The organism is Rhizobium metallidurans (genome assembly GCF_014196505.1).
In the GTDB taxonomy this organism is placed as follows: domain Bacteria; phylum Pseudomonadota; class Alphaproteobacteria; order Rhizobiales; family Rhizobiaceae; genus Rhizobium; species Rhizobium metallidurans.
Genome location: NZ_JACIDW010000011.1, coordinates 80695 through 105057, shown reverse-complemented (window position 1 = coordinate 105057; position 24363 = coordinate 80695). Strand labels below are relative to the sequence as shown.

At 63.4% G+C, this 24363-nt stretch carries 21 protein-coding genes; 9 read left to right on the top strand and 12 right to left on the bottom strand.

Translation table 11 applies throughout. The features are described 5' to 3' along the window. The first annotated feature begins 2 nt into the window (after positions 1-2). Positions 3-2465, top strand: a complete 2463-nt coding sequence (locus GGQ67_RS16625; RefSeq protein WP_183901254.1) for a glycoside hydrolase family 2 protein — start codon at positions 3-5, stop codon at positions 2463-2465. Positions 2466-2576: 111 nt separating this feature from the next. Here GGQ67_RS16625 and GGQ67_RS16620 read toward each other — a convergent pair whose 3' ends face one another. After that, positions 2577-2969: a PRC-barrel domain-containing protein gene (locus GGQ67_RS16620; RefSeq protein WP_183901252.1), complete on the bottom strand. Its 393-nt coding sequence runs from the start codon at positions 2967-2969 to the stop codon at positions 2577-2579. A gap of 267 nt (positions 2970-3236) precedes the next feature. Here GGQ67_RS16620 and GGQ67_RS16615 point away from each other — a divergent pair, with 267 nt between their 5' ends. Then, positions 3237-4937 (top strand): long-chain fatty acid--CoA ligase, encoded by a 1701-nt coding sequence (locus GGQ67_RS16615; RefSeq protein ID WP_183901250.1) that lies wholly within the window; start codon positions 3237-3239, stop codon positions 4935-4937. Positions 4938-5357: 420 nt separating this feature from the next. Continuing rightward, a complete protein-coding gene (gene pgi / locus GGQ67_RS16610) occupies positions 5358-6983 on the top strand; it encodes a glucose-6-phosphate isomerase (protein WP_183901248.1) in 1626 nt (541 codons plus the stop codon). Between the two features lie 97 nt (positions 6984-7080). Here the strand turns inward: pgi and GGQ67_RS16605 are convergent, their stop codons facing one another. Both GGQ67_RS16605 and GGQ67_RS16600 read right to left on the bottom strand, forming a co-directional pair. Further along, entirely contained in the window at positions 7081-7224 is a 144-nt protein-coding gene (locus GGQ67_RS16605; protein ID WP_183901247.1) for a hypothetical protein, read from the bottom strand. Between the two features lie 95 nt (positions 7225-7319). Beyond that, the gene (locus GGQ67_RS16600) at positions 7320-8183 is read right to left on the bottom strand and encodes a DMT family transporter (protein ID WP_183901245.1); all 864 of its coding nucleotides are present in this window, start codon (positions 8181-8183) and stop codon (positions 7320-7322) included. A 90-nt stretch (positions 8184-8273) separates the two neighbouring features. Here GGQ67_RS16600 and GGQ67_RS16595 point away from each other — a divergent pair, with 90 nt between their 5' ends. Both GGQ67_RS16595 and GGQ67_RS16590 read left to right on the top strand, forming a co-directional pair. After that, positions 8274-9704 carry an aminotransferase-like domain-containing protein gene (locus GGQ67_RS16595; RefSeq protein WP_183901244.1) on the top strand — a complete coding sequence of 477 codons (1431 nt, stop codon included), beginning with the start codon at positions 8274-8276 and terminating at the stop codon, positions 9702-9704. Between the two features lie 83 nt (positions 9705-9787). Next, positions 9788-10588: an alpha/beta fold hydrolase gene (locus GGQ67_RS16590; protein WP_183901299.1), complete on the top strand. Its 801-nt coding sequence runs from the start codon at positions 9788-9790 to the stop codon at positions 10586-10588. A gap of 3 nt (positions 10589-10591) precedes the next feature. On the opposite strand, the gene GGQ67_RS16585 is transcribed toward GGQ67_RS16590, so the two are convergent. Beyond that, positions 10592-11518 carry a carbohydrate kinase family protein gene (locus GGQ67_RS16585; protein WP_183901243.1) on the bottom strand — a complete coding sequence of 309 codons (927 nt, stop codon included), beginning with the start codon at positions 11516-11518 and terminating at the stop codon, positions 10592-10594. Between the two features lie 91 nt (positions 11519-11609). Then, on the bottom strand, positions 11610-12299 hold the full coding sequence (locus GGQ67_RS16580; protein WP_183901242.1) for an orotate phosphoribosyltransferase: 690 nt from the start codon (positions 12297-12299) through the stop codon (positions 11610-11612). A 433-nt stretch (positions 12300-12732) separates the two neighbouring features. On the opposite strand from GGQ67_RS16580, the gene GGQ67_RS16575 reads away from it, so the two are divergent. Together GGQ67_RS16575 and GGQ67_RS16570 are read left to right on the top strand one after the other, a co-directional pair. Next, positions 12733-13635, top strand: coding sequence for a GGDEF domain-containing protein (locus GGQ67_RS16575; RefSeq protein ID WP_183901241.1), 903 nt, complete (start codon positions 12733-12735; stop codon positions 13633-13635). A gap of 109 nt (positions 13636-13744) precedes the next feature. Further along, on the top strand, positions 13745-15016 hold the full coding sequence (locus GGQ67_RS16570) for an MgtC/SapB family protein (RefSeq protein WP_183901240.1): 1272 nt from the start codon (positions 13745-13747) through the stop codon (positions 15014-15016). Between the two features lie 10 nt (positions 15017-15026). On the opposite strand, the gene GGQ67_RS16565 is transcribed toward GGQ67_RS16570, so the two are convergent. From GGQ67_RS16565 to GGQ67_RS16540, 6 genes are all read right to left on the bottom strand, one after another. Then, positions 15027-16205 carry a GGDEF domain-containing protein gene (locus GGQ67_RS16565; RefSeq protein ID WP_183901239.1) on the bottom strand — a complete coding sequence of 393 codons (1179 nt, stop codon included), beginning with the start codon at positions 16203-16205 and terminating at the stop codon, positions 15027-15029. Positions 16206-16387: 182 nt separating this feature from the next. Next, entirely contained in the window at positions 16388-17428 is a 1041-nt protein-coding gene (pyrC, locus tag GGQ67_RS16560) for a dihydroorotase (RefSeq protein ID WP_183901238.1), read from the bottom strand. 103 nt (positions 17429-17531) lie between these two features. Continuing rightward, positions 17532-18158, bottom strand: coding sequence for a nucleoside triphosphate hydrolase (locus GGQ67_RS16555; protein WP_111561617.1), 627 nt, complete (start codon positions 18156-18158; stop codon positions 17532-17534). Then, positions 18155-18937: an ATP-binding cassette domain-containing protein gene (locus tag GGQ67_RS16550; protein WP_183901237.1), complete on the bottom strand. Its 783-nt coding sequence runs from the start codon at positions 18935-18937 to the stop codon at positions 18155-18157. The genes GGQ67_RS16555 and GGQ67_RS16550 overlap by 4 nt, the downstream gene beginning before the upstream one ends. Continuing rightward, positions 18937-20016, bottom strand: a complete 1080-nt coding sequence (locus tag GGQ67_RS16545) for an ABC transporter permease (protein ID WP_183901236.1) — start codon at positions 20014-20016, stop codon at positions 18937-18939. The genes GGQ67_RS16550 and GGQ67_RS16545 overlap by 1 nt, the downstream gene beginning before the upstream one ends. A 263-nt stretch (positions 20017-20279) precedes the next feature. Beyond that, positions 20280-21305, bottom strand: coding sequence for a sugar ABC transporter substrate-binding protein (locus GGQ67_RS16540; protein ID WP_183901235.1), 1026 nt, complete (start codon positions 21303-21305; stop codon positions 20280-20282). 234 nt (positions 21306-21539) lie between these two features. On the opposite strand from GGQ67_RS16540, the gene GGQ67_RS16535 reads away from it, so the two are divergent. Next, positions 21540-22787 (top strand): ROK family transcriptional regulator, encoded by a 1248-nt coding sequence (locus GGQ67_RS16535; protein WP_183901234.1) that lies wholly within the window; start codon positions 21540-21542, stop codon positions 22785-22787. After that, entirely contained in the window at positions 22771-23247 is a 477-nt protein-coding gene (locus tag GGQ67_RS16530; RefSeq protein WP_183901233.1) for an RbsD/FucU family protein, read from the top strand. Before GGQ67_RS16535 ends, GGQ67_RS16530 begins: the two co-directional genes overlap by 17 nt. Before the next feature lie 18 nt (positions 23248-23265). Here GGQ67_RS16530 and GGQ67_RS16525 read toward each other — a convergent pair whose 3' ends face one another. Further along, positions 23266-24303: a 4-hydroxyproline epimerase gene (locus GGQ67_RS16525; protein WP_183901232.1), complete on the bottom strand. Its 1038-nt coding sequence runs from the start codon at positions 24301-24303 to the stop codon at positions 23266-23268. Positions 24304-24363: the final 60 nt, after the last annotated feature.

Here is a 24363-nt window from a genome sequence, read left to right as displayed (position 1 = left end):
CGATGATATCAAAGACAGACCTGCATACCGGCTGGACCCTCAACTGCAACGTTGCAGGAAAGCCTGATCTGCCGAAAGCGGTGCCGGCGCATGTGCCCGGATGCGTGCATCTTGACCTTCTGGCGAGCAGGTTGATCCCCGACCCCTATGTCGATGTCAACGAGATCACCAATGACTGGATCGGCCGCGAGGACTGGACCTATCATTGCGGCTTCGACGCATCGCCCGATGCCGATCTCGTGCAGGAGCTTGTCTTCGACGGGCTGGATACGGTGGCGACGATCTCGCTCAATGGCGAAGAGATCGGCCAGACGTTCAACATGCACCGGACCTACCGCTTCGACGTCTCCGATCGCCTGAAGGCCGAGGGCAACGAGCTGGTCGTGACCTTCCGCTCGGCGTACGCCTACGGCGGGGAGATGGAAGCGCATTATGGCTACCGACCGAACAACTATCCCGGCCCCGGCAACCTGATGCGCAAGATGGCCTGCAATTTCGGCTGGGACTGGGGGCCGACGCTGGTGACGGCGGGGATCTGGAAGCCGGTGCGGCTGGAGCGCTGGGCTAAGGCGCGGCTTGCCGAAACGCTGGTTTCGGCGACGCTTGCCGGTGGAGACGGGCTGGTGACGGTGCGGGCAAGGATCGCGCGCGCTGGCGACGCCGGCGACGCCGGCGACTGCCGCATCACGGCGAGCATCGGCGGCGTCATGCATAGCGAGATCGTCGCGGCCGGAAGCGACGAGGTCAGTTTTCAGGTGCGCGTGCCCTCGCCGCAAATCTGGTGGCCGCATCATCTCGGCGCGCAGCCGCTTTATCCGCTGCGGGTCGAACTGCTCGATGGCAAGAGCGATGAACTGCTCGACGACTATGTGAAGCAGATCGGCTTCCGATCGGTGCGGCTCGACACCTCCCCGGACGCGCATGGCTCGGCCTTTACCTTCGTGATCAACGACGTGCCGCTGTTTGTCTGCGGCGCCAACTGGATCCCCGACGATTGCTTCCCCTCGCGGGTCACGGCCGAGCGCTATGCCTCGCGGATCGACGAGGCGAAGGCCGCCAACATCAACCTGTTGCGGGTATGGGGCGGCGGCATCTTCGAGCGGGACGAATTCTACGAGGAATGCGACCGCGTGGGCATGCTGGTGTGGCAGGATTTCCTGTTTGCCTGCGCTTCCTATCCCGAGGAGGAGCCGCTTCGTGGCGAGGTCGAGGCGGAGGTGCGCGACAACGTCGCGCGGCTGATGCCGCATCCGTCCCTGATCGTCTGGAACGGCAACAACGAGAATATCTGGGGCTTCGACGAGTGGGGCTGGCGGCCGATCATCAAGGACGGCGAGAGCTGGGGGCTCGGCTACTATCTCGATATCCTGCCGAGGCTCTGCGCCGAGCTCGATCCCGACCGACCCTACTATCCCGGCAGCCCCTATTCCGGCACGATGGAGATCGAGCCGAACGCGGATGCGCATGGGTGCAAGCACATCTGGGATGTGTGGAACGACGTGGGCTACGAGATCTACCGCAACTATATCCCGCGCTTCTGCTCCGAATTCGGCTGGCAGGCACCGCCCAACTGGGCGACACTGGAAGAAAGCGTGCACGACGCGCCGCTGACGCCCGTCTCCAACGGCGTCTTCCATCACCAGAAGGCGACGCAGGGCAACGACAAACTGATCCGTGGGTTGGCCGGCCATCTGCCCGAGCCACGGACGATGGACGACTGGCACTTCGCAACGCAGCTGAACCAGGCGCGCGCCATCCGCTTCGCGGTCGAGCACATGCGCTCGCATCGCGATATCTGCAAGGGTGCGGTCGTCTGGCAGTTCAACGACTGCTGGCCGGTGACGTCCTGGGCGGCACTGGATTCGGCAGGCCGACGCAAGCCGCTGTGGTATGCCATGCGGCAGGCTTTCGATCCCAGGCTTCTGACGATCCAGCCGCGCGAAGGCGGGCTCGCCGCCGTTGCCGTCAACGAGCGGACGCTGTTCTGGCGGGCGAAGATATCGGGCAAGCGGCTGCGGCTCGATGGAACTGTTCTGGCCGAGTTCGAATTCTGGCGGCTGCTCTGCGACCGGTTCGAGGCGAAGGCATTCACGCTGCCTCAGGATATCGCGACCGCCGACGATCCCGGCAATGAAATGGTCGTCGTCGATATGCTGGACCGGCGGGCGTTTCACTATTTCGTCGAGGATATCGACCTCAAGCTGCCGAAGCCGGAGATGAGGATCGAGGTCAGCAAGCGGGAGGGCGGTTACGCGGTCGCGGTGACCGCCGTAAGCCTGCTGAAGGATCTCTGCCTGATGGCCGACCGTCTCGATCCGGATGCGGTGGTGGATACGATGCTGATCACGCTTCTACCGGGCGAGACGCATGTGTTCGAGGTGGATACGCCGGCGGCGATCGGTGTGGCCGATATCGTGGTGGGGACGGTGCTGCGTTCGGCCAACGATCTCGTTTCAGCGGCTTGAGATAGACCGGCGCAATTCATGCAAAAACCTCCGACTTTCGCCGGAGGTTTTTGTGGCCGTCGGTGGATCCCGCACGCGGCGGGACCCTTCCGTTCCGGCCTCGCGGGAGACTTACATCCAGTAGGGCGGCACGCCGTAGTAGTCATAGACGCGGCGGCCGTTGTCGTTGTACCAGGTGTCGTCATCATCCGCGTAGCTTGGCGCGCCTTCGATCTGTTCCTTGGTCAGGTCGATGCGGTAGCCATCCAGCTGCGTATCGTAGGACAGCTTTTCCCAGGGCAGCGGATAGTGATCGTGGCCGATGCCCATGAAGCCGCCGAAGCTCAGCACCGCATAGGCGACGCGGCCATCCCTCTTCCCGAGGATCAGGCGCTCGATCGAGCCGATGTGCTTGCCATCGGCGCCGTAGACACGGGTCCCTTCCACGCGGTCGCTGGCGATCAGCGTGTGCGTATCCTTGACGTTCGGGTCGCGAAGGGTCTTGTCGTTGTCCTGTTGCAGCATGTCTCTACTCCCTTTCGGTTGGTTCCTCGTGCCTGGCTGTCGTTGCGCCAAGCGTATGAATTGAAAACGTCGCCCGATGCCCGTTGTTCCCGAATTTGATCCGCAATTTTGGCGGGCGTCGCAATATTGACGTTTACGTCAAGGTTATTGTAGCTTCATGTTGCTTGAACCATTCGAGCAATGACATAAGCTGCCGTATTGGAGGATGGAGGATCATCCAGTAGTTTCGACGGGCGCCCCGCCGGCAGCGACAGGGAGAGAGACACGATGAACAGCATTTCCGCCCATCCTGGCGGTGAAAGGCCCGATAAGCCGTGGCTTGCCACCTATCCGGCGATCGTACCGGCCGAGCTTCCGGCGCTGGAATACGAATCACTGGCGGAGTTGCTTGAGGAATCCTGCGTGCGTTATGCCGACCGCATCGCCTTTTCCAGCATGGGCAAAACGCTCACCTATCGCCAGCTGGAAAGCCAGACTCGCAAGATCGCGGCATGGCTGCAGGCAAGCAGCCTGCAGAAGGGCGATCGCGTCGCGGTGATGATGCCGAACGTGCTGCAGAACCCGATCGCCGTCTATGGCATCCTGCGCGCCGGGCTTGTGGTGGTGAACGTCAACCCGCTCTATACGCCGCGCGAACTGGAACACCAGCTGCGCGATTCCGGCGCCAAGGCGATCTTCGTTCTGGAGAACTTCGCCCATACCGTTCAGCAGGTGCTTGATCATACCGACGTGCGCCATGTGGTGGTGACCTCGCTCGGCGAAATGCTCGGCGCCAAGGGGCTGATCGTCAATCTTCTCGTCCGCAAGGTGAAGAAGCTCGTTCCCGCATGGTCTATCCCACGGCACAAGACTTTCAAGCAGGTGCTTGGCGAGGGTGACGGCGCGACGCTGAAGCCATCAGGTCTTGTCGGCAGCGACATTGCCTTCCTGCAATATACCGGCGGCACGACAGGGATCGCCAAGGGCGCCGTGCTGACGCACAAGAACCTCTTGTCGAACAAGCTGCAGCTGGAACTCTGGCTGAAATCCGCCTTCGAGAAGCGCCAGCGGCCGGATGTGCTGAACTTCCTCTGCGCGCTGCCGCTCTACCATATCTTCGCGCTGACGGTGAATTCGCTGATGGGCATGTCGCTTGGCGCCCATAACATTCTTGTCGCCAATCCGCGCGACATCCCTGCCCTGGTGCGCGAATTCTCCAAATCCAACGTCCATGTCTTCCCAGGGCTCAACACGCTGTTCAACGCGCTGATGAACAATCCCGATTTCGCCAAGGTCGACTTCTCGTCGCTGGTGATTTCGCTCGGCGGCGGCATGGCCGTGCAGCGGCCGGTGGCGGAGCGCTGGCTGACGATCACGGGATCGCATATCACCGAGGGATACGGTCTTTCCGAGACATCGCCGGTCGCCACCGCCAACCGCTTCGATTCGCCCGAATTCACCGGCTCGATCGGTCTGCCGATCTCCTCCACCGATCTCGATATCCGCAACGAGGACGACGCGTCGCTGCCACTCGGCGAGATTGGCGAGATCTGCATTCGCGGACCGCAGGTGATGGCCGGTTACTGGAACAAGCCGGAAGAGACGGCGCGCGCCATGACCCCCGACGGCTATTTCCGCACCGGCGACATGGGCTTCATGGATGCCCGCGGCTACACCAAGATCGTCGACCGCAAGAAGGACATGATCCTCGTCTCCGGCTTCAACGTCTATCCAAACGAGATCGAGGAAGTGGCGGCGATGCACCCGGGCATCCTGGAAGCCGCCGCCGTTGGCGTGGCCGATGGGCATTCCGGCGAGGCGGTGAAACTCTTCGTGGTGCGCAAGGATCCTGACCTGACCGAGGCGGATGTGAAGGCGCATTGCGTGGCCAACCTTACCAACTACAAGCGGCCGCGCTTCATCGAGTTCCGCACCGAACTGCCGAAGTCGCCGGTCGGCAAGATCCTGCGCAAGGATCTGCGCACGTAATATTTTCACAATTGAGCACAACCCAAAACTGTGCTGCTATCCGCTTGTTTTGAGGCAGAAGCAGCACAGGTCGCGGCGATGCGACCTATCGGCGAGGATGGGTCGCGCCGACTTCGGCAAGAGCCTTGCCATCAGAACGGGAGGTGATGATATGTGGTTTCGACCGCTTAGCGTCACGCTTACGGTAAGGAAAACCCGGACGAGCTGGTCACTCAGCGTCCGGGTCACATTCCATACCTAAGTAAGCGCAGCAGGTGGAGTTACCGCTCCGCCTGCAACCTCTCCAATATAGCCCGACTGCGCTGGCGTATCAAGCGCGACGTGCGCACGCATTTTATGAATAGTTTCGGACACAACTTGATTTGCACCCGGTAAAGCGAATAGTTTCCGCGACCCTCACGCCCTGCAAAGGAGCCTCCCATGAATGCCATCGTCGACCAACTGAAAAGCACCGCGGCTGCCACCAAGGCCACCGATATCCGTGCTGCCTTCGCGGCCGATCCGAAACGCTTTTCGCGCTTCACCGCCTCGCTCGACGACCTCCTGATGGATTTCTCGAAGACATCAGTGAACGACGAAGTGCTGGCCCTTCTGGTCAAGCTCGCCGAGACCGGTGGCGTCGAGGCCAAGCGCGACGAGATGTTCTCGGGCAAGGCGATCAACTTCACCGAAAACCGCGCAGTGCTGCACACCGCCCTTCGCAACCGCTCGAACACCCCGGTTCTGGTTGACGGCAAGGACGTGATGCCTGACGTCAACGGCGTGCTCGCTGCCATGGGCAAATTCGCCGACGGCATCCGCTCGGGCGCGCTGAAGGGCGCGACCGGCAAGGCGATCACCGACGTCATCAACATCGGCATCGGCGGCTCCGACCTCGGCCCCGTCATGGCGACGCTGGCGCTGGCGCCTTATCATGACGGCCCGCGCGCGCACTTCGTCTCCAACATCGATGGCGCGCATATCGCCGACATCCTGAAGCTGGTGCAGCCGGAAACGACGCTCTTCATCGTCGCGTCCAAGACCTTCACCACCATCGAGACGATGACGAACGCCCAGACGGCGCGTAAGTTCATCGCCGATGCGCTCGGCGAAGCCGCCGTTCAGCATCACTTCGCGGCCGTCTCGACGGCGCTGGACAAGGTTGCCGCCTTCGGCATCGAGAGCGAACGCGTGTTCGGCTTCTGGGATTGGGTCGGCGGCCGCTACTCGATCTGGTCGGCCATCGGCCTGCCGCTGATGATCGCCGTTGGCCCCGAGAACTTCGGCAAGTTTCTCGATGGCGCGCATTCGATCGACAACCACTTCCGCACGGCGCCGATCGCCAAGAACCTGCCGATCCTGCTCGGCCTCATTGGCTTCTACAATCGCAACGTCCTCGGCTACGCCACCCGCGCGATCCTGCCCTACGACCAGCGCCTGTCGCGCTTCCCTGCTTACCTGCAGCAGCTCGACATGGAATCGAACGGCAAGGGCGTGACCATCGACGGCACGCCGGTCGAGGGCAATTCCGGCCCCGTCGTCTGGGGCGAACCCGGCACCAACGGCCAGCACGCCTTCTACCAGCTGATCCACCAGGGTACGAGCGTGATCCCGGCCGAGTTCATGATCGCCGCCAACGGCTTCGAGCCGGAGCTGCGCCACCAGCACCAGCTTTTGATGGCAAACTGCATCGCGCAGTCGGAAGCGCTGATGAAGGGCCGCACCTTCGAGGAGGCCAAGAAGCAGCTGACCGACAAGGGCATGGACGACAAGCAGGCCGATTTCATCGCGCCGCACCGCGTCTTCACCGGCAACCGCCCGTCGATCACCTTCGTCTATGACAAGCTGACGCCGTTTGCCTTCGGCCGCCTCGTGGCACTCTACGAACACCGCGTCTTCGTCGAAGGCGTGCTGTTCCGCATCAACTCCTTCGACCAGTGGGGCGTCGAGCTCGGCAAGGAACTGGCGACCGGCCTGCTGCCCGTCATCGAAGGCAAGGAAAGCGCTGCCGGCCACGATTCGTCGACGCAGGGCCTCGTTGCCGAACTGGCGAAGCTCGCCAAGTAACGCGCGCAACGTTCAACAAACGCTCCCGTGGTGACCGCCGCGGGAGCGTTTTCTATTTGGGCGATATGACTGCCTCAGGACCACCCCTTGATGGCGGTCAGGGCCTGGCGCCCTTGCCTGATGGTACGGTGCTCGCGGCCTGCTTGACCTGCGATCCCGGCTGCGAGGCGACTGCCGGAGCGGACTTGTCCTTCTTCGGCTTGCGCGCTTCACGCGTGCTACGGATTTGACCCTTTGCCATTTCAAGCTCCCTGATTGCGCCACACCGAGCGATGCGGCGCAATCAGCAGGCGCGCTTACGCGGCAAAATGCAAATCCATTCTCACCTGCAACGCGCTAACGAGCGAACTTCTTGGCGCCGGCAACACAGCCGACGATGGCGATGGTGACGACGAGCATGATGGGGCTGACCTGCTCACGCAGCAGCGTGGCCGCCAAGAGCAGGCCGAAGAAGGGCTGCAGCAGTTGCAGCTGGCCGACACCCGCGATGCCGCCCTGCGCCAGACCGCGATACCAGAAGAAGAAGCCGATCAGCATGCTGAACAGCGAGACATAGGCGAGGCCCGCCCAGGCGGGCGCAGCGATCACCGCAAACGACGGCGGCAGATTGACGAGCGCGAGCGCCAGCATGACGGGCAGCGAGACAACCAGCGCCCAGGAGATGACCTGCCAGCCGCCGAGCCGGCGCGACAGCTTGGCGCCCTCGGCATAGCCAAGGCCACAGGCGATGATGGCGGCCAGCATCAGGAGATCGCCGAGCGGGGCAGCGGTTACGCCTTGCGACAGGGCGAAACCCGCGACCAGCGCGCTGCCGAGGCAGGAGAAGATCCAGAAGGCCGGATGCGGACGCTCGCCACCCCTAATGACGCCGAAGATCGCGGTCGAGAGCGGCAGCAGGCCGATGAAGACGATGGAGTGCGCCGAGGTGACGCGGGTGAGCGCCAGCGCGGTCAGCAGCGGGAAGCCGATGACGACGCCGAAGGCGACGATAACAAGCGACGGGAGGTCGCTCAGCGACGGCCGCCTTTCGCGAAACAGCGCGAGCAACGCCAGCGCGATCAGCCCGGCGATCGCCGCGCGGGCGACGGTGAGAAAGACGGGATCGAAGCCCATCACCGCCATGCGCGTCGCGGGCAGCGAGCCGCTGAAGATCAGAACACCGATAAAACCATTCAACCAACCGGCCGCCGTGCGGTCCATGGCACACTCCTTCACGATCAATAGCCATCTTATGGTCCTTCACGGCGTGGCCATGCCAGTTACGGTATGGTACGGTTTCGCCAAACTGTTATGCACCGGAGAGCAGTACGGATGGCCGATAACGTAGTCGTTGGCACGACCCGCGTGGCGATGGTGATGAACACGATCAGGCAGCGCATCGCCGGCCGCAGCCTGACGGCGGGGGCGAAGCTGCCCTCGGTGCGGGCGCTTGCGGGGTCGCTGAAGATTTCGACATCGACCGTCGTCGAGGCCTATGAGCGGCTGGTTGCCGAGGGCGCGATCCTGTCGCGGCCGGGCTCCGGCTTCTATGTCGCCAACCAGGCCGCCCCCTTCGCGCTGTCGGAAGTCGGGCCACGTCTCGATCGGGAGATCGATCCGTTCTGGGTGTCGCGCCAGTCTCTGGAGGCGGGCGATATCGGGTTGAAACCGGGCTGCGGCTGGCTGCCGCCGGCATGGCTTCCGGAGGATGGCGTTCGGCGCGCCGTGCGGGCGCTGGCGCGCGCCGACGGGCCGGTGCTGCTTGCCTACGGATCGCCGCTCGGATTGCCGCCGCTCAGGCAGCTGATCGCGCGGCGGATGGCCGACAAGGGGATCGGCGCCTCGCCCGACCAGATCATCCTGACGGAGTCAGGCATCCAGGCGATCGACCTGCTCTGCCGCTTCCTGATCGAGCCGGGCGATACCGTGATGGTCGATGATCCCTGCTATTTCAATTTCCACGCCCTGCTGCGCGCCCACCGCGCCAAGATCGTCAGCGTGCCCTACACGCCCTCCGGCCCCGATATCGACGTCTTCGCCCGCGTGGTGGCCGAACACCGGCCGAAGCTCTACGTGACCAATTCGGCGCTGCATAACCCGACCGGCGCCATCCTCTCGCCGGTAACCGCGCATCGGGTGCTGAAGATTGCCGAGCAGTTCGACCTGACGATCATCGAGGACGATATCTTCACCGATTTCGAGCACGTGACGGCGCCACGGCTCGCCGCCTTCGACGGGCTGGAGCGCGTCATCCATATCGGCAGTTTCTCGAAGACGCTGTCGGCCTCGGCGCGCTGCGGCTTCATCGCCGCCAAGCCGGACTGGATCGGCGGACTGACGGATCTGAAGATCGCCACCTCGTTCGGCGGCGGGCGGCATGCGGCGCAACTGGTCTTGAGCGTGCTCAGTGACGGCAGCTATCGCAAGCATATCGACACACTGCGTAGCCGGCTATCGAAGACGATGTTCGATGTCTCGGGCAAGCTCAAGAACCTCGGCATCGTGCCCTGGATCGAGCCGCAAGCGGGGATGTTTCTGTGGTGCCGGCTGCCAGATGGCATCGACGCCGCCGATGTGGCGCGCGCCGCACTGGAGCGGGACGTGGTGCTGGCGCCGGGCAATGCGTTCAGCCTGTCGCAGACGGCGACCGATTTCATGCGGTTCAATGTTTCGCAGACGGAAGACCCGAGGGTTTACGAGGTACTGCGCGAGGCCATGAAGGCGGCGCGGGGCAAGGCTTAGTTCGGGCGGCGCGACGATAATTTAGGTCGAGGTGTCGAGATCAAGCCGCGTCATCCGTCTAAAGAGAATGAAGGATTGGGAGGATCGATATGACCGACGACGAGCTGGAGCGATTTGCGGCACAGGGAGCGGAGGCTTTGCCTGAAGGTGACGACGGCATGGTCACGCATGATGGCGCCAATATCTGGTACAGCGCCTATGGCTCCGGGCCGGCTGTGATCCTGCTGCATGGCGGGCTCGGGAATAGCGGCAACTGGGGCTACCAGGTGCCGGCGCTGTTGCGATCAGGGCGGCGCGTGGTGGTGATCGACAGCCGTGGGCACGGCCGCAGCACGCGGGACGGCAAGCCCTATACCTACGAGCTGATGGCATCGGACGTGCTTGCCGTGATGGATCATCTGGAGATCGACAAGGCAGCGCTTGTCGGCTGGAGCGATGGGGCGTGCACGGCGGTGATCCTCGCCGACCAGCACCCTGAGCGTGTCGACGGCGTGTTCTTTTTCGCCTGCAGCATGGACCCATCAGGCGTAAAGCCCTTCGTGCCGACGCCCGTGATCGATCGCTGCTTCAACAGGCATCGGATGGACTACGAGGCGCTCTCGCCGACGCCGGATCAGTTCGACCGTTTCGTCGAGGATGTGAGCCTGATGATGTCGACCGAGCCGAATTATTCGGCGGCCGACCTGAACCGCATCCGTGTGCCGGTAACGGTGGTGCTCGGCGACAAGGACGAGTTCATCAAGCCGGAACATGCCGCCCATCTGGTGCGCAGCATTCCCGGCGCGACCTTCGTGCCGCTGGAGGGCGTCAGCCACTTCGCGCCGCTGCAGCGGCCCGATGAGTTCAATCGGACCGTGCTCGGCTTCCTCGATCAATTGCCGTGAGGCTCAGAGGCCGATCTCGTTGGCCCATGGCGGGTTGGCGCCGGCGCGGGAGACGGTGACGGCGGCGGCCTTGGCGCCGAGCGAAAGCGCGTTCTGCAGCGCCTTTTCGTCGAGCGAGGCAACCTGCGCCTTGGTGAGCAGACCATCCATTTTCAGCGAAGCGAGAACGCCGGCATCGAAGGTATCGCCGGCGCCGACGGTGTCGATCACCGTGACGCGCTGGCTGGGAACGGTAACCTTGCGCTGGCTCGTGTAGCCCGTCGCGCCCTCGGCGCCCTTGGTGATGACGACGAGCTTGGCGCCGTGCTGAAGCCAGTGGGCGGCGAGATCGTCATGGCTGCCGTCCATGCCGAACCATTCCAGGTCCTCGTCGGAGAATTTCAGGATGTCGGACTTGGCGGCCATTCGCTTGATGCGCGCCATGTGCGCCTGCTTGTCCTTGATGAAGCCGGGGCGGATGTTCGGGTCGAGCGAGATGACACGGCTGGCCGCCTCGCGGTCGAGCAGCGCCTCGTAGGTTTCGCCGCAGGGGCTGGGGATCAGGCTGATGGCGCCGAAGTGCAACGCCTCGCAATCATCGCCGAGGACGGGCAGATCGTCTGTGGTGATCATGCGGCCGGCGGTGCCTTCGTCATAGAAGGCGTAGGTCGCCTGGCCGTTGACCAGCTTGACGAAGGCGAGCGTCGACGGGCGCTGCGCGATGGCGCAGAGGCTGAAGTCGACATTGCTCGCCTTCAGCGTCTCCTGCAGGATTTCGCCCATCATGTCGTCGGCGAGACCGGTGAAGAAAGAAGTCGGAATGCCCAGACGCCCAAGCGCGATCGCCGTGTTGAAGATGGCGCCGCCGGCATAGGGGGCGAAGCCCTTTTCGCCGAGCGTCGTCTCCCGCGGCAGCATGTCGATCAACGCTTCTCCACAGCACAAAATCATGTCCGTCTCCCAAGGGCATTACGATCCGTCGATGCTCAATTGGATTAGATAACTTCGTGGCAAAAGCAAAGCGCCGTGAGCAATTATTCACTCAAAGTGATGAAATACCGCCGTTGCGGCCGGACCATGCGAGCGGCGCGTCGAGGAAGGATTCCACCTCGTTCAACGTGTTCTGATCGAACAGCTGCTGCTCCTTGGCGACGGCCAGCACATCGCGCCAGGTGGCGATGTAATGCAGCTTGACCTTGCCATCGGCGAAGCGCAGCGCGCCTTCATCGAAGATGCCGTAATAGAAGAGCGCGATGCCATGATCGACAATGCCGCCGGCGGCGCGCACCGCGTCGATGAACTTGAACATGCTGCCGCCCGCCGTCGTCAGGTCCTCGATGACGAGAACGCGCGAACCCTCGGGCATGTTGCCCTCGATCTGGGCGTTGCGGCCGTGGCCCTTCGGCTGCTTGCGGACATAGATCATCGGCAGGCCGAGGCGGTCGGCGAGAAGAGCGGCGAAGGGGATGCCCGCGGTTTCGCCGCCGGCGATGCAATCGAACTTCTCGAAGCCCGCCTCGCGCAACACGACGCTGGCGGCGAAGTCCATGACCGTCGAGCGGATGCGCGGGAAGGAGAGAAGCTTGCGGCAGTCAATATAGACGGGGCTCGCCATGCCGGAGGCGAACTTGTAGGGCTGGGTGGCATTGAAGTGAACGGCCTTGATCTCCCAGAGCATCTTGGCCACCAGTTCGGCCATGACTTTGCGGTCGGTGAATGTTGCCTGGATCATCGTTCTCTCCTTGCCTCGATCTTGTGCTCAAACTTATGGGCCAATAGCAGCAAGTGGGGCAAGTTTCCAGAACGCGCGAGGCTCAAAGGCAAGAATGGCAATTGCACGCGCCTGCGTTGCCGTTGAAGCCGTCTTTCGCCTTGCCAAACTGTCCGCCCGACGAACGCGCCACGGCACGGCCATTTCACCGTTTTCGCGAGGCGTACTCCGGGAGAAAAACCATCGCTGGTATTTCCGTTGCGGACAACTTAAATTTCCACAACCTGTTCATAATTTTAGACATTCATCATACGTATTGTTCGACAGGCATTTGCATGGAGCACGATGCCCGATGAAGCCTAGAACGCTCAAATTTGAATGATTTCGTTAACAACGGGGTGAAACTTCCCGCGCCATTTTCGCTGCGCCCAAAGACACCATGAAGGAGTCCAGAATGCGCCTCACGAGGTTCACACCGTTCCAGCAGTTCAACCAATCGCTGACCCTCAAAATCTTCTCCATTTGCTTCGTCTCGACGCACGTGCCGCTGCTGGCGCTCGTCGTTTATCTCGTCACCGGCTTTCGGAGCGAGGCGACGCCCGTGCTTGTCCTCGTGCTGGCGGCGACGCTGATCGGCACGGCCTTTTGCCTGGCATGCGTCTGGGCATTCATCCGGCCGTTGCACCAGATCGCGGGCGTGGTCGAAACCTACCGCTCCACCGGCGTCGTGAAGTCGGTCCGCAGCCAGCGCAAGGACGAGGTCGGGATCGTGACCAACGGTATCTCGATCCTGATCAAGGAACTCGACGCGACGCTGGCGCAATTGCGCCGGCAGGCGACCACCGACGTCCTGACCGGCCTCGGCAACCGCCGCTGGCTGAAGGATATCGGAGCGCTGGAGATTGCCCGCGCCGCGCGCGAACGGGCGCCGATCTCGGTCGTGGTCTTCGATCTCGATCACTTCAAGTCGATCAACGACCAGTTCGGCCACGACGTCGGCGACCAGGTGCTGGTGATGGCCGGCGCCACGATCCAGCACAATCTGCGGCCCTATGATATCGCCGCGCGCATCGGCGGCGAGGAGTTCTGCCTGGTGCTGCCGCGCACGGATATCGATGCCGCGGTCAACATCGCCAACAGGCTGCGCATGCAGTTCGAAAGCAAGGCCGTCGGCCCGTTGCCGGCCAAGCGCGTGACGGCAAGCTTCGGCGTCTATCGCGGCGATCCCGCCAGCGAAACGCTGAAGTCCATGCTGACGGCGGCCGACCGGGAGCTCTACGCCGCCAAGAACGGTGGCCGCAACATGGTTCGCTCGGCGGTCGCCCTGTCGATCAGGGACGCGAAGATCCGTGCCTGATCATGCCCGCGTCAATGCGCCGGCGCGACACGGCGGGTCGGCTCTAATGCGCCAATGGTTTCAAATGTTTGCGCTTGCTTAGCGGCGCGGCGGCGATATCGTGCAGGGCATGGACCATATCGAACTCTTCCGCCGTCTCGGCGTGGCGCTTGCCATCGGCCTGCTCGTGGGTGTCGAGCGGGGCTGGACCGAGCGCGACGTGCGCGTTGGCGGGCGCACCGCCGGGCTTCGGACGTTCGGCCTCACCGGCTTTCTCGGCGGCATCGTCGGCACGCTGCAGCCGCTGACCGGCCCGTTCCTGCCGGCCACGATCGCCGTTCTTCTCGGCGCCGTCTACATCGCGGGCAAGTGGCAGGAGGCGATCGAGGACAAGGATTACGGCATCACGTCCATCATCGCGGCCCTTTGCGTGTTCGCGCTCGGCATGCTTGCCGCCCTTGGCGACCTGATAACGGCAGGGGCCGGCGCGGTCGCGGTCACCGTCGTGCTCGCGGCCCGCACCAGCCTTCACGGCTTCCTGCAGGGGCTGACATGGGTGGAGCTGCGGTCGGCGCTGATGCTGCTGGCCATGACTGTCATCGCTCTGCCGCTGCTGCCGGACAAGGCGCTCGACCCCTGGGGCGCGCTCAACCCCTATTCGCTCTGGCTTCTGACGATCACCATCGCTGCGCTGTCGTTCGCCGGCTACGTGGCCATCCGGCTCATGGGATCGAGCCGCGGGATATTGCTCGCGGGAGCGGCCGGCGGGCTCGTCTCCTCCACCGCGCTGACGCTCTCCTTCGCACGCTATTCGATGGAAGCCCCGCAAGGGGCGCGGCATCTGGCGGCGGGAGCGGCGATAGCAGGCGCGCTGTCCTTCGCGCGCGTTCTCGTCATCGCCAGCGCCCTTTCGCTCGCCATGTTCGCGCCGCTCTCGTCGGCGCTCATCCCCGCCATCATCGGCTTCCTGGCAACCAGCCTGTTTCTGGCCTGGCGCTCCGGCTCCTCGACGCAGGCACCGAAGATCGAGCTGACCAATCCGTTCGAGCTCCGGACGGTGATCTCCTTCGCGCTGCTGCTCGGGCTGATCAGCCTCGTCTCGAAGATCGCGACCGAATATGTCGGCGCCTCGGCACTTTACGTCGTCGCCGCCATTTCCGGTCTCGTCGATGTAGACGCGATCACGCTCTCGACCGTGCGCCTCGTGGGCACGGCGATCAGCGCCACGACGGCGGCCGACGTGACGCTGATCGCCGTTCTGGTCAACATGGTGACGAAGGTGGCCTTGGCCTTTACCGCCGGACGCCGAGACTATGCCGTGACGCTCGGGCTCGCCTCGGCGGTGGCCATCCTGCTCGGGGCGGTCGGATATCTGTCGACGCGCGGCCTTTGGGCTGCCTGAGGCGAGCGGGTCAAGAGGCGGTGCGGGCCGTGTCGGTCGGGACGGCCTGAAGGTGGCTCGCAAGCTCGACACGGTTGCGGCCGGCGCGCTTGGCCGCATAGAGCGCCTTGTCGGCGGCGCTCAGCATGGCATCGAATGGCAGCGGCTTGGTGCGACCGGATGCGACGCCGACGCTGACGGTGCACTTGCACAGCTCTCCGTCGATGTCGAGTTCGCGTTCCTCGAACGCCTTTCGGATGCGCTCGGCCACGATTTCGGCACGGCCAGGCATGACCTCGTGCAGCACCATGGCGAACTCTTCCCCACCGTGACGGGCAACCGTGTCGCTCAGCCGGCAATTGGCGGTCAATTCGGCGGCGAAGATCTTGAGGACGCGGTCGCCGACCGCGTGACCGAAGCTGTCGTTGATCGACTTGAAATGGTCGATGTCGAAGACCAGCACCGCCGTCGTCGGCCCCATGACGCCGGCGCCGTGGCGATCGAAGAGCGCGCGGCGGTTAAGCAGGCCGGTCAACGGATCGGTTGCCGCGTCGATGCGATGGCGGGCGGCCATGCGCCATTGGTGCAAGGCAAGCGACAGCGCGCCGATGCCGGTCATGCTGGCGATGCAGACGGCGAGGCTGAGATCTTCCGCCCAGTTCTTGGGAGCCACTCCAAGGACGAGCTTGCCCTGATAGATCAGGACAACGGCGCAGAGAACGAACGAAAAGGCCGTCAGGCAGTAAAGGGCGGTAATCCCCGTCAGCGGCACGGCGGCCTCGGATCGCGCGCGCCAGTATTGATAGGCGGTGGCGAACAGGAACGCGGCAATGACGGTGTTGTCGATGATGAAGGCCAGACCGTCGTAGCCGAGCAACATCGGCAGCGACGCCGCCACCGTTGTGAGAGCGGCAGAGGCCGCCACGCGCATGCGCGGGAACTTTCCCGATCGGAACTGGCACCCGGCCCCCCACACCATCGCGAAGCCGGGAAAGAGGAGCGCGAAATTGACGATGCCGACGGTCACGTTCGGCTGGTCGACATAGAGCCCATAGGCAAAGATGCCGCTGACGATCAGAATGAGGCCGATCCCGCAGGCCAGCAGAAATGTTTCGGTCCGCCGGGCAATCCAGCTCGCCAGCACGGTAATGGCGAGACATGCCGCCGAGACCGCCAACGCGGTCAGCAATGAATTATAGTCAAGCGTCATGCTTTGAACTCCGCGGCTTCTGCCACGCTTTCTCTTTCAGAAAATGGAATTCGCCCGAGAGCGAATGTGTTATCAATTTCGTTAAAAAAACATGTAATTAAAGCATAGATGTTAGCGTAATAACATATCTGTGCGGAAAGATACTCTCCTCCCAGTAGAAAATTATGGGTTTACGAGCGCTGTCAGCGCTCGACATCCCAGTGAAGCGGGAACATGGGGTCGAATACGGTCACGGGACCGGCGCCGGTCTCGATCCTGGCCGGAAACGACACAGGCTCGGCGCGCTTCACCAGCGTTATTCTTTCCTCGTTGACAGGAAGGCCATACCAGGCCGGGCCGTTCAGCGACGCGAAGGCTTCCAGTCGGTCGAGGGCATTGTCCTGTTCGAAGACGTGGGCAAGGCAGCTCATCGTGTTGATCGAGGTGTAGATGCCGGCGCAGCCACAGCCGCATTCCTTGAGCGGGTCGACATGTGGGGCGGAATCGGTGCCGAGGAAGAAGCGGGCGTCGCCGCTCGTGGCGGCCTGACGCAGCGCGACACGGTGATGTTCGCGCTTGGCGACCGGCAGGCAGTAATAGTGCGGACGAATGCCGCCGACGAGTATGGCGTTGCGGTTGATGATTAGGTGGTGGGTGGTGATCGAGCCGGCGAGGTTGCGCTCGGCCGACTTGATGTAGTCGATGCCGTCCTTGGTGGTGACGTGTTCCATCGTCACCTTCAGCTCCGGCAGGCGCTTGCGCAACGGGTCGAGCACGGTTTCGATGAAGACGGCTTCGCGATCGAAGATATCGACGTCCGATGTCGTGACTTCACCATGGACGCAAAGCGGAAGGCCGATCTTGGCCATGCGCTCGAGGACCGGCATGGCCTTGTCGATATCGCGCACGCCGCCATGCGAGTTGGTGGTGGCGCCGGCTGGATACAGCTTGACGGCGGTGATCAGGCCGCTCGTCTTGCCCTTCTCCACGTCGTCGGGATCGGTGTGCTCCGTGAGATAAAGCGTCATCAGCGGCTCGAAGCGATCGCCCTTTGGCAGCGCGGCCATGATGCGGCCGCGATAGGCCTCGGCGTCCACCGTCGTGACGACCGGCGGCACGACGTTCGGCATGATGATGGCGCGGGCGAAGTCGCGGCTTGAATCGGCGATCACGCCTTCCAACATGGCGCCATCACGCAGGTGAAGATGCCAATCATCGGGGCGGCGGATGGTGATCGATTGCATGACTGTAACTCCGGCAAGGCTGCGCTTCAGGCTCAGTCTTGGGAATTACATCCAAGCATGTTCGATGGCAAATGGTTTGCCCATCGCAGCCGGGCAAATGCGATCAGGCGATCTCGAGGGTGACGTCGGCGCGTCGGCGATTGCCGAGAATGAGGCGGCCGTTCGGAAGGTCGTTCTCATAGACCTTGCGCGCCGACTCCTCCTCGCTCAGCTTGTAGCCGCGCCAGCGCGCCCACAACCGCTCCTCGAGCACCTCGATCGGCGGGGCGAGCATGATAGAATAATCGAAGACGCCTTCGAGCTCCGCCCACTTGCCGAGGCTGAAAAGCAGGTAGTTGCCCTCGACGATGATGAAGCGATGCTCCGGGCCGATGGGCCGCGCCGAGGCGATGGCGAGTTCGCGCGAGCGATCGAACACCGGCACCAACACTTCCTGATCGGCCAGGCGAACGGCGCGGATGATATCGAGGAAGCCGCGCACGTCGAAGGTCTCGGGGATGCCCTTGCGGGCAAGCTGGCCGCGCTCGATCAGGATGGCATTGTCCATGTGGAAGCCGTCCATCGGCAAGACTGCCGCCGTTTCGCCGCCGGCGCGCAAGGCGTCGGCGATGTGGTCTGCCATGGTGGACTTGCCGGCGCCGGGCGGACCGGCGATGGCGATCAGAAAGCGCTTTGCGTCGCCGGCGCGGGCAAGAACCTCGCCGGCGATATCCTCGATCGTCATCGTCATGCGGCAACAGGCTCCGTAGGAACTGACTTGGCGCCGGTCATGAAGGCGACGGCATCCGACATTGTGTATTCCTTCGGATTGATGACCGTCAAGCGACGCCCGAGGCGGTGGATGTGGATGCGATCCGCCACCTCGAAGACATGCGGCATGTTGTGCGAGATCAGCACGATCGGGATGCCGCGCGAGCGGACGTCGAGGATGAGTTCCAGCACGCGCCGGCTTTCCTTGACGCCCAATGCCGCCGTCGGCTCGTCGAGGATGATGACCTTGGAGCCGAAGGCAGCGGCGCGTGCAACCGCCACGCCCTGGCGCTGGCCGCCGGAGAGGGTTTCGACCGCCTGGTTGATGTTCTGGATGGTCATCAGGCCGAGCTCGGTGAGCTTCTGCCGCGCCATCTTTTCCATCGCCGAGTGATCGAGCTTGCGCATGACCTTGCCCATGAAGCCCGGTTTGCGGATTTCGCGGCCGAGGAACATGTTGTCGGCGATCGACAGCGCCGGCGACAGGGCAAGGTTCTGGTAGACGGTCTCGATGCCGGCCTTTCTGGCTTCCATCGGCGAATGGAAGTTGATCGGCTGGCCCTCCAACCGGATCTCGCCTTCGTCGGGGCGCACGGCGCCCGAGATCGCCTTGATGAGCGAGGACTTGCCGGCGCCGTTGTCGCCGATCACGGCCAGGATTTCGCCCGGATAGAGATCGAAATCGGCATGATCGAGGGCGGTGACGCGGCCGTAGCGCTTGACGAGACCACGCGCCATGAGAAGGGGTTCGGTAGCCATCAGCCTGCTGCCTTTCTGATCCACTGGTCGATTGCGACGGCGACGATGATGAGGACGCCGATCAAGAGGTAGGTCCATTGCACGTCCGTGCCGAGCAGGCGCAGACCGAGCGAGAAGACGCCGACGATGAGCGCGCCGAACATCATGCCGAGCACGGAGCCGCGACCGCCGAAGAGCGAGATGCCGCCGATCACCACCGCCGTGATGCTTTCGATGTTGGCGAACTGGCCGGCGGTGGGCGATACCGAGCCGATGCGGCCGATGAGGGCCCAGCCGGCGAGCGCACAGATGATGCCTGACAGCACATAGACCGAGATCAGCATGCGCTTGACGTTGACACCCGACAGCTCCGCCGCTTCCGGATCGTCACCGACGGCATAGAGATGGCGGCCCCAGGGCGTATGGTTCAGCACGTACCAGAGGAAGGCCACCAGCAGCACCATGGCGATGACGCCATAGGTGAAGACCGCGCCGCCGATGCGGAAGGTATCACCGAAGAGCTGGAGGAGCGGCGCCGTGGTTTCGATTTCCTGGGCGCGGATCGTCTCGTTGGCGGAGTAGAGGAAGTTGGTCGCGAGAACGATCTGCCACATGCCGAGCGTGACGATGAAGGGCGGCAGCTTCATGCGGGCGACGAGCCAGCCATTGATGAAGCCGCAGATCGCTCCGACGGCGAAGCCGCAGAGGATGGCGAGCTCGACCGGAAGGCCGTAGCGAAAGACGAACTGGCCCATGACGACCGAGGACAGCACCATGATGGCGCCGACCGACAGATCGATGCCCGCCGTCATGATGACAAGCGTCTGCGCGGCGCCAACGATGCCCGTAATCGCCACCTGCTGAAGAATGAGCGTCAGCGAGAAGGCGGAGAAGAACTTGGTGCCCAACAGGGCGCCGAAGATGACCAGCGACAGCACGAGCACGATCAGCGATACCGCCGATGGGCTCGAATGCAGGAAATGCCGGAACTTTTGAAGGAAACTCTTGTCGTCCGTGTCGAACGAGGCGACGTCGGTCGAACTGTCCTTGAGGACTTTTTCGTAATCGTGATGCGGCGATGCCGCGGTTGGCTCACTCATGGATGTTCCTCCCGGAATCCTGTCCGCCGTGCGTGCGCGGGACGATTGCATGTGAGTGGTGGTCTTTCCCCAGGCTGCCTTGCGTCCGCCTGGGGTGACAGTCGTTGCACCGGGAAAGTCCCCCTCTGGCCTGCCGGCCATCTCCCCCACAAGGGGGGAGAAGACTTGCGGCACCCCCTCGCCTCAATCGAGGCTCAGCGGGTCCCGCCAGGTTAGGCCCTCCCCTTGTGGGGAGGGTTGGGAGGGGTCTCAGGCCCGATCGCTTAGCCCCAGCACTTGCCGAGGCCTTCCTTGGTGTCGATCGACTTGACGCCGGAGACCGGCTTGTCGGTGACGAGCGTGACGCCGGTGTCGAAGAAGTTCTTGCCTTCGGTCGGCTTCGGCTTTTCGCCGCTGTCGGCGAACTTCTTGATCGCCTCGATGCCGAGTGCCGCCATCTGCAGCGGATACTGCTGCGAGGTGGCGCCGATGACGCCGTCGGCGACGTTCTTGACACCCGGGCAACCACCGTCGACGGAGACGATCAGCACGTCCTTCTCACGGCCGACGGCCTTCAGCGCTTCATAGGCGCCGGCGGCAGCCGGTTCGTTGATGGTGTGGACGACGTTGATGGTCGGGTCCTTCTGGAGAAGGTTTTCCATCGCGGTACGGCCGCCTTCCTCGTTGCCGTTGGTGATGTCGTGGCCGACGACGCGCTTGTCGTCCTCGTCGCCGATCTTGTTCGGGTCCTTCGGATCGATGCCGAAGCCCATCATGAAGCCCTGGTCGCGGAGCACGTCGACCGATGGCTGCGACGGGGTCAGATCGAGGAAGGCAACCTTGGCGTCAGCGGCCTTGTCGCCCAGCGTTTCCTTGGCCCACTGGCCGATCAGCTTGCCGGCGAGCAGGTTGTCGGTGGCAAAGGTCATGTCGGCGCTGTCGATCGGCTCAAGCGGGGTGTCGAGCGCGATGACGAGCAGGCCGGCGTCGCGGGCCTTCTTGACGTTCGGCACGATGCCCTTGGTGTCGGAAGCAGCAATCAGGATACCCTTGGCGCCATCGGCGATGCAGGTTTCGATCGCGGCCACCTGGCTTTCCGAGTCACCATCGATCTTGCCGGCATAGGACTTCAGGTTGACGCCGAGTTCCTTGGCCTTGGCGGTCGCGCCTTCCTTCATCTTGACGAAGAAGGGGTTGGTGTCGGTCTTGGTGATCAGGCAGGCGGAGACGTCCGCGGCCTTTGCGGGCGCCGAGAAGGCGACGCCGAGAGCCAGCGCGGCGAGCGCGGTGGAAAGCACTGATTTCTTCATTTACTCCTCCCAGAGTGTAGCCGGACCGCCCCATGGCTTGCCGGAATTTTAAAGCACGAACACCGCCTCAGACGACCGCTGATGGCTTCCTCCAAGCCGTTTCGTGCTGTTTACGGTACTAATTAAGGGCGAAAGAATTTGGCTTGTCAATAAATAAATCCAATTGAATTATTAATTCCCTGTGGCATGCTCGGCGAAAATAACGCATAGGCCGATCAACGGGAGGAATGGCCAATGTCGTCGATGAGAGGTCCGGTTCACTTGCCGGCCCAGCTGCCAGGTGTCAGCCCGGCAGGCGGCGCGAACCAGGTTCGGGTTCGCGCCTACAATGAAAGACTGGTGCTTTCTTTGGTGCGCCTGCATGGCGCCCAGTCGAAGGCGGATATCGCACGCCGCACGGGCCTTTCGGCGCAGACCGTATCGGTGATCATGCGGGTGCTGGAAAAGGAAGGGCTGCTTTCGCGCGGCGAGCCGATCCGCGGACGCGTCGGGCAACCCTCGGTTCCGATGCGGCTCAATCCGGATGCGGTCTATTCCTTTGGCGTGAAGATGGGGCGGCGCAGCGCCGACCTGGTACTGATGGATTTCGTCGGTAAGATCCGCATGCAGCTGCATGTCACCTACGCCTACCCCCTGCCCGACCTGTTTCTCAAATTCATCGTATCAGGCATACAGGAACTGGAAAGCCGGTTGAGCGCGGACGAGCGCAGCCGGATCGCCGGCGTCGGCATCGCGGCACCTTTCGAATTGTGGAACTGGGAAGAGGAAGTGGGCTCGCCCAAGGGCGCGATGGACGTCTGGCGCGATTACGACCTGCATGCCGAGGTGGCGGCGAGCCTCCCCTACCCTGTCTATCTGCAGAACGACGCGACCAGCGCCTGTGGCGCGGAACTCGTCTTCGGCATCGGCCCGCAGCATCCCGATTTCGTCTATTTCTTCATCGGCTCCTTCATCGGCGGCGGCATCGTTCTGAACTCGGCGATCTTTTCCGGCCGCACGGGGACCGCCGGCGCCATCGGCCCGTTGCCAGTGCGCGGGAAGAACGGCGAGACGCTGCAGCTGCTCGAGGTCGCCTCGATCTTCGTGCTCGAAAACATGCTGCGCGAACGCGGCATCGATCCGGAACCACTCTGGTATTCGGCCGACGACTGGATCGACTTCGGCGAGCCGCTCGAATTGTGGATACAAGACACCGCCAAGGCGCTGGCGCAGGGCATCGTCGCGGCCGCCTCGATCATCGATTTCAGCGCCGCCGTCATCGATGGCGGGTTCCCGCCCTGGGTTCGCGAACGGATCGTTCAGGCGACGATATACGAAGCGGACAATCTCGACCTGCAGGGCGTCGTCATGCCCGATATCATCGAAGGCGCGGTGGGTGCCCACGCGCGCGCCATCGGCGGCGCCAGCCTGCCGATCTTCGCCCGCTATCTGACCGACCAGAACGTGCTCTTCAAGGAGGTGGAGAATGCTGAAGGGACTTAACCCGATCCTGAGCCCGGAGCTGCTCTCGACGCTTCGCGCCATGGGCCATGGCGACGAGATCGCCATCGTCGACGGCAACTATCCGGGCCTCGAGGACGCGCGGCGGCTGATCCGGCTCGATGGGCACGGCATCATCCCCGTGCTCGACGCCGTGCTCAGCGTGCTGCCGATCGACGAGTTCGTACCGGAGGCGATCTTCCGCGCCACGGTGAAGGGCGAGCGCGACAAGCTCGACCCCGTGCACGAGGAGATGATCGATTGCTGCGCGCATTACGAGCCGCACCGACAGGTGGTGCCGCTGGTCGGGCCGGATTTCTACAATAGGGTGAAGGCCGCGCATGCGCTGATCCAGACCAGCGAGCCGCGCCTCTACGCCAACATCATCCTGCGCAAGGGCGTGATCCATCCGGGCAAGCCGGGCGACAGGAGCAAAGCCCAGGTCGACCCGTTTCCTTACTGACGGCGGCTGGGCCGGCGATCAGATCTCTCCGGCGAGCGGCCCCCAGACATCCGTCAGTGCGAAGCCGCCGGGATGCGGATCGAAGGGATCGAGCGCCACCTGCGACAGGCCGAAGGTGAAGCCGCGTCCCGTGATCGTCGGGATGACGGCCGGGCGGCCGGCGACGGTGGTCTCGGCCAGAAGCCCGATCTCGAATTCGGAATCGATGATCGAGCGCGACTTGAAGACATCGCCGACCTTCGCCTTGCCGCGCGCATGCAGCGTCGCGAGATTGGCGGAGTTGCCGGTGCCGCAGGGCGAGCGATCGGCCCGGCCCGGCCACATGGTGGTGCAGGTGCGCACCGTGCCATCGGCCTCGAGATCGCGGAACATGACATAGGCCACGCCCGAGATCGCCGGGATTTCCGGGTGCACGACCTTGATCTCGCGGTTGATCCTTTCCTTGATCACCATGCCGGCGGCTACCAGGGCGGCGGCATTGGACTTGGCGATCGTCAGACCGATCTGGCCGACATCGACAAGCGCGTAGAAGATGCCGCCGTAGCAGAGGTCGAGCTTGATCGTGCCCCACTGCTCGGTCTCCAAGGACACATCGAGCTCGTGCACGAAGGACGGCACCATTGTCAGTTTGACCGTTTCGCAGCGGCCATCGCGGCAGGTGGCGGTCGCCTTGACGAGGCCGGCCGCCGTTTCCAGCGTGACCACCGTTTCCGGCTCGTGCATCTCGACGATACCGGATTCGAGCAACGCCGTGGTGACGCAGATCGAGTTCGAGCCGGAGCTTGCATGCGCCTGATCGGGCTGCAGGATGATGAAGGCGGCGTCGGCATCCGGATGCTTGGGCGGCAGCAGCAGATTGACGGAGCCGATCGGCGCGCCGCGCGGCTCGAGGCAGAGGAAGCGGCGAAGCTCCTGGCCCTTCGGATCTGTGTTCAGCCAGTGCAGCTGCTCGGCAACGGTGTTGCCCGGGATCTTCGGAACGCCGCCGATCGCGACCTTTCCGATCTCACCTTCGGCGTGAACATCCAGAAGCTGGATCGTGCGCTTCCATCTCATCGGCGTCTCCCATCATCCGCCGGCAGGGCGACCCCGTCGCCGCCGGCTCTCATGTTATGT

Bases quoted from the DNA above. Each gene is read 5' to 3' on its own strand.
- GGQ67_RS16625 (WP_183901254.1), top strand. From the start codon at position 3: ATGATATCAAAGACAGACCTGCATACCGGCTGGACCCTCAACTGCAAC.
- GGQ67_RS16620 (WP_183901252.1), bottom strand. From the start codon at position 2,969: ATGCTGCAACAGGACAACGACAAGACCCTTCGCGACCCGAACGTCAAG.
- GGQ67_RS16615 (WP_183901250.1), top strand. From the start codon at position 3,237: ATGAACAGCATTTCCGCCCATCCTGGCGGTGAAAGGCCCGATAAGCCG.
- pgi (WP_183901248.1), top strand. From the start codon at position 5,358: ATGAATGCCATCGTCGACCAACTGAAAAGCACCGCGGCTGCCACCAAG.
- GGQ67_RS16605 (WP_183901247.1), bottom strand. From the start codon at position 7,224: ATGGCAAAGGGTCAAATCCGTAGCACGCGTGAAGCGCGCAAGCCGAAG.
- GGQ67_RS16600 (WP_183901245.1), bottom strand. From the start codon at position 8,183: ATGGACCGCACGGCGGCCGGTTGGTTGAATGGTTTTATCGGTGTTCTG.
- GGQ67_RS16595 (WP_183901244.1), top strand. From the start codon at position 8,274: ATGCACCGGAGAGCAGTACGGATGGCCGATAACGTAGTCGTTGGCACG.
- GGQ67_RS16585 (WP_183901243.1), bottom strand. From the start codon at position 11,518: ATGATTTTGTGCTGTGGAGAAGCGTTGATCGACATGCTGCCGCGGGAG.
- GGQ67_RS16580 (WP_183901242.1), bottom strand. From the start codon at position 12,299: ATGATCCAGGCAACATTCACCGACCGCAAAGTCATGGCCGAACTGGTG.
- GGQ67_RS16575 (WP_183901241.1), top strand. From the start codon at position 12,733: ATGCGCCTCACGAGGTTCACACCGTTCCAGCAGTTCAACCAATCGCTG.
- GGQ67_RS16570 (WP_183901240.1), top strand. From the start codon at position 13,745: ATGGACCATATCGAACTCTTCCGCCGTCTCGGCGTGGCGCTTGCCATC.
- GGQ67_RS16565 (WP_183901239.1), bottom strand. From the start codon at position 16,205: ATGACGCTTGACTATAATTCATTGCTGACCGCGTTGGCGGTCTCGGCG.
- pyrC (WP_183901238.1), bottom strand. From the start codon at position 17,428: ATGCAATCGATCACCATCCGCCGCCCCGATGATTGGCATCTTCACCTG.
- GGQ67_RS16555 (WP_111561617.1), bottom strand. From the start codon at position 18,158: ATGACGATGACGATCGAGGATATCGCCGGCGAGGTTCTTGCCCGCGCC.
- GGQ67_RS16550 (WP_183901237.1), bottom strand. From the start codon at position 18,937: ATGGCTACCGAACCCCTTCTCATGGCGCGTGGTCTCGTCAAGCGCTAC.
- GGQ67_RS16545 (WP_183901236.1), bottom strand. From the start codon at position 20,016: ATGAGTGAGCCAACCGCGGCATCGCCGCATCACGATTACGAAAAAGTC.
- GGQ67_RS16540 (WP_183901235.1), bottom strand. From the start codon at position 21,305: ATGAAGAAATCAGTGCTTTCCACCGCGCTCGCCGCGCTGGCTCTCGGC.
- GGQ67_RS16535 (WP_183901234.1), top strand. From the start codon at position 21,540: ATGTCGTCGATGAGAGGTCCGGTTCACTTGCCGGCCCAGCTGCCAGGT.
- GGQ67_RS16530 (WP_183901233.1), top strand. From the start codon at position 22,771: ATGCTGAAGGGACTTAACCCGATCCTGAGCCCGGAGCTGCTCTCGACG.
- GGQ67_RS16525 (WP_183901232.1), bottom strand. From the start codon at position 24,303: ATGAGATGGAAGCGCACGATCCAGCTTCTGGATGTTCACGCCGAAGGT.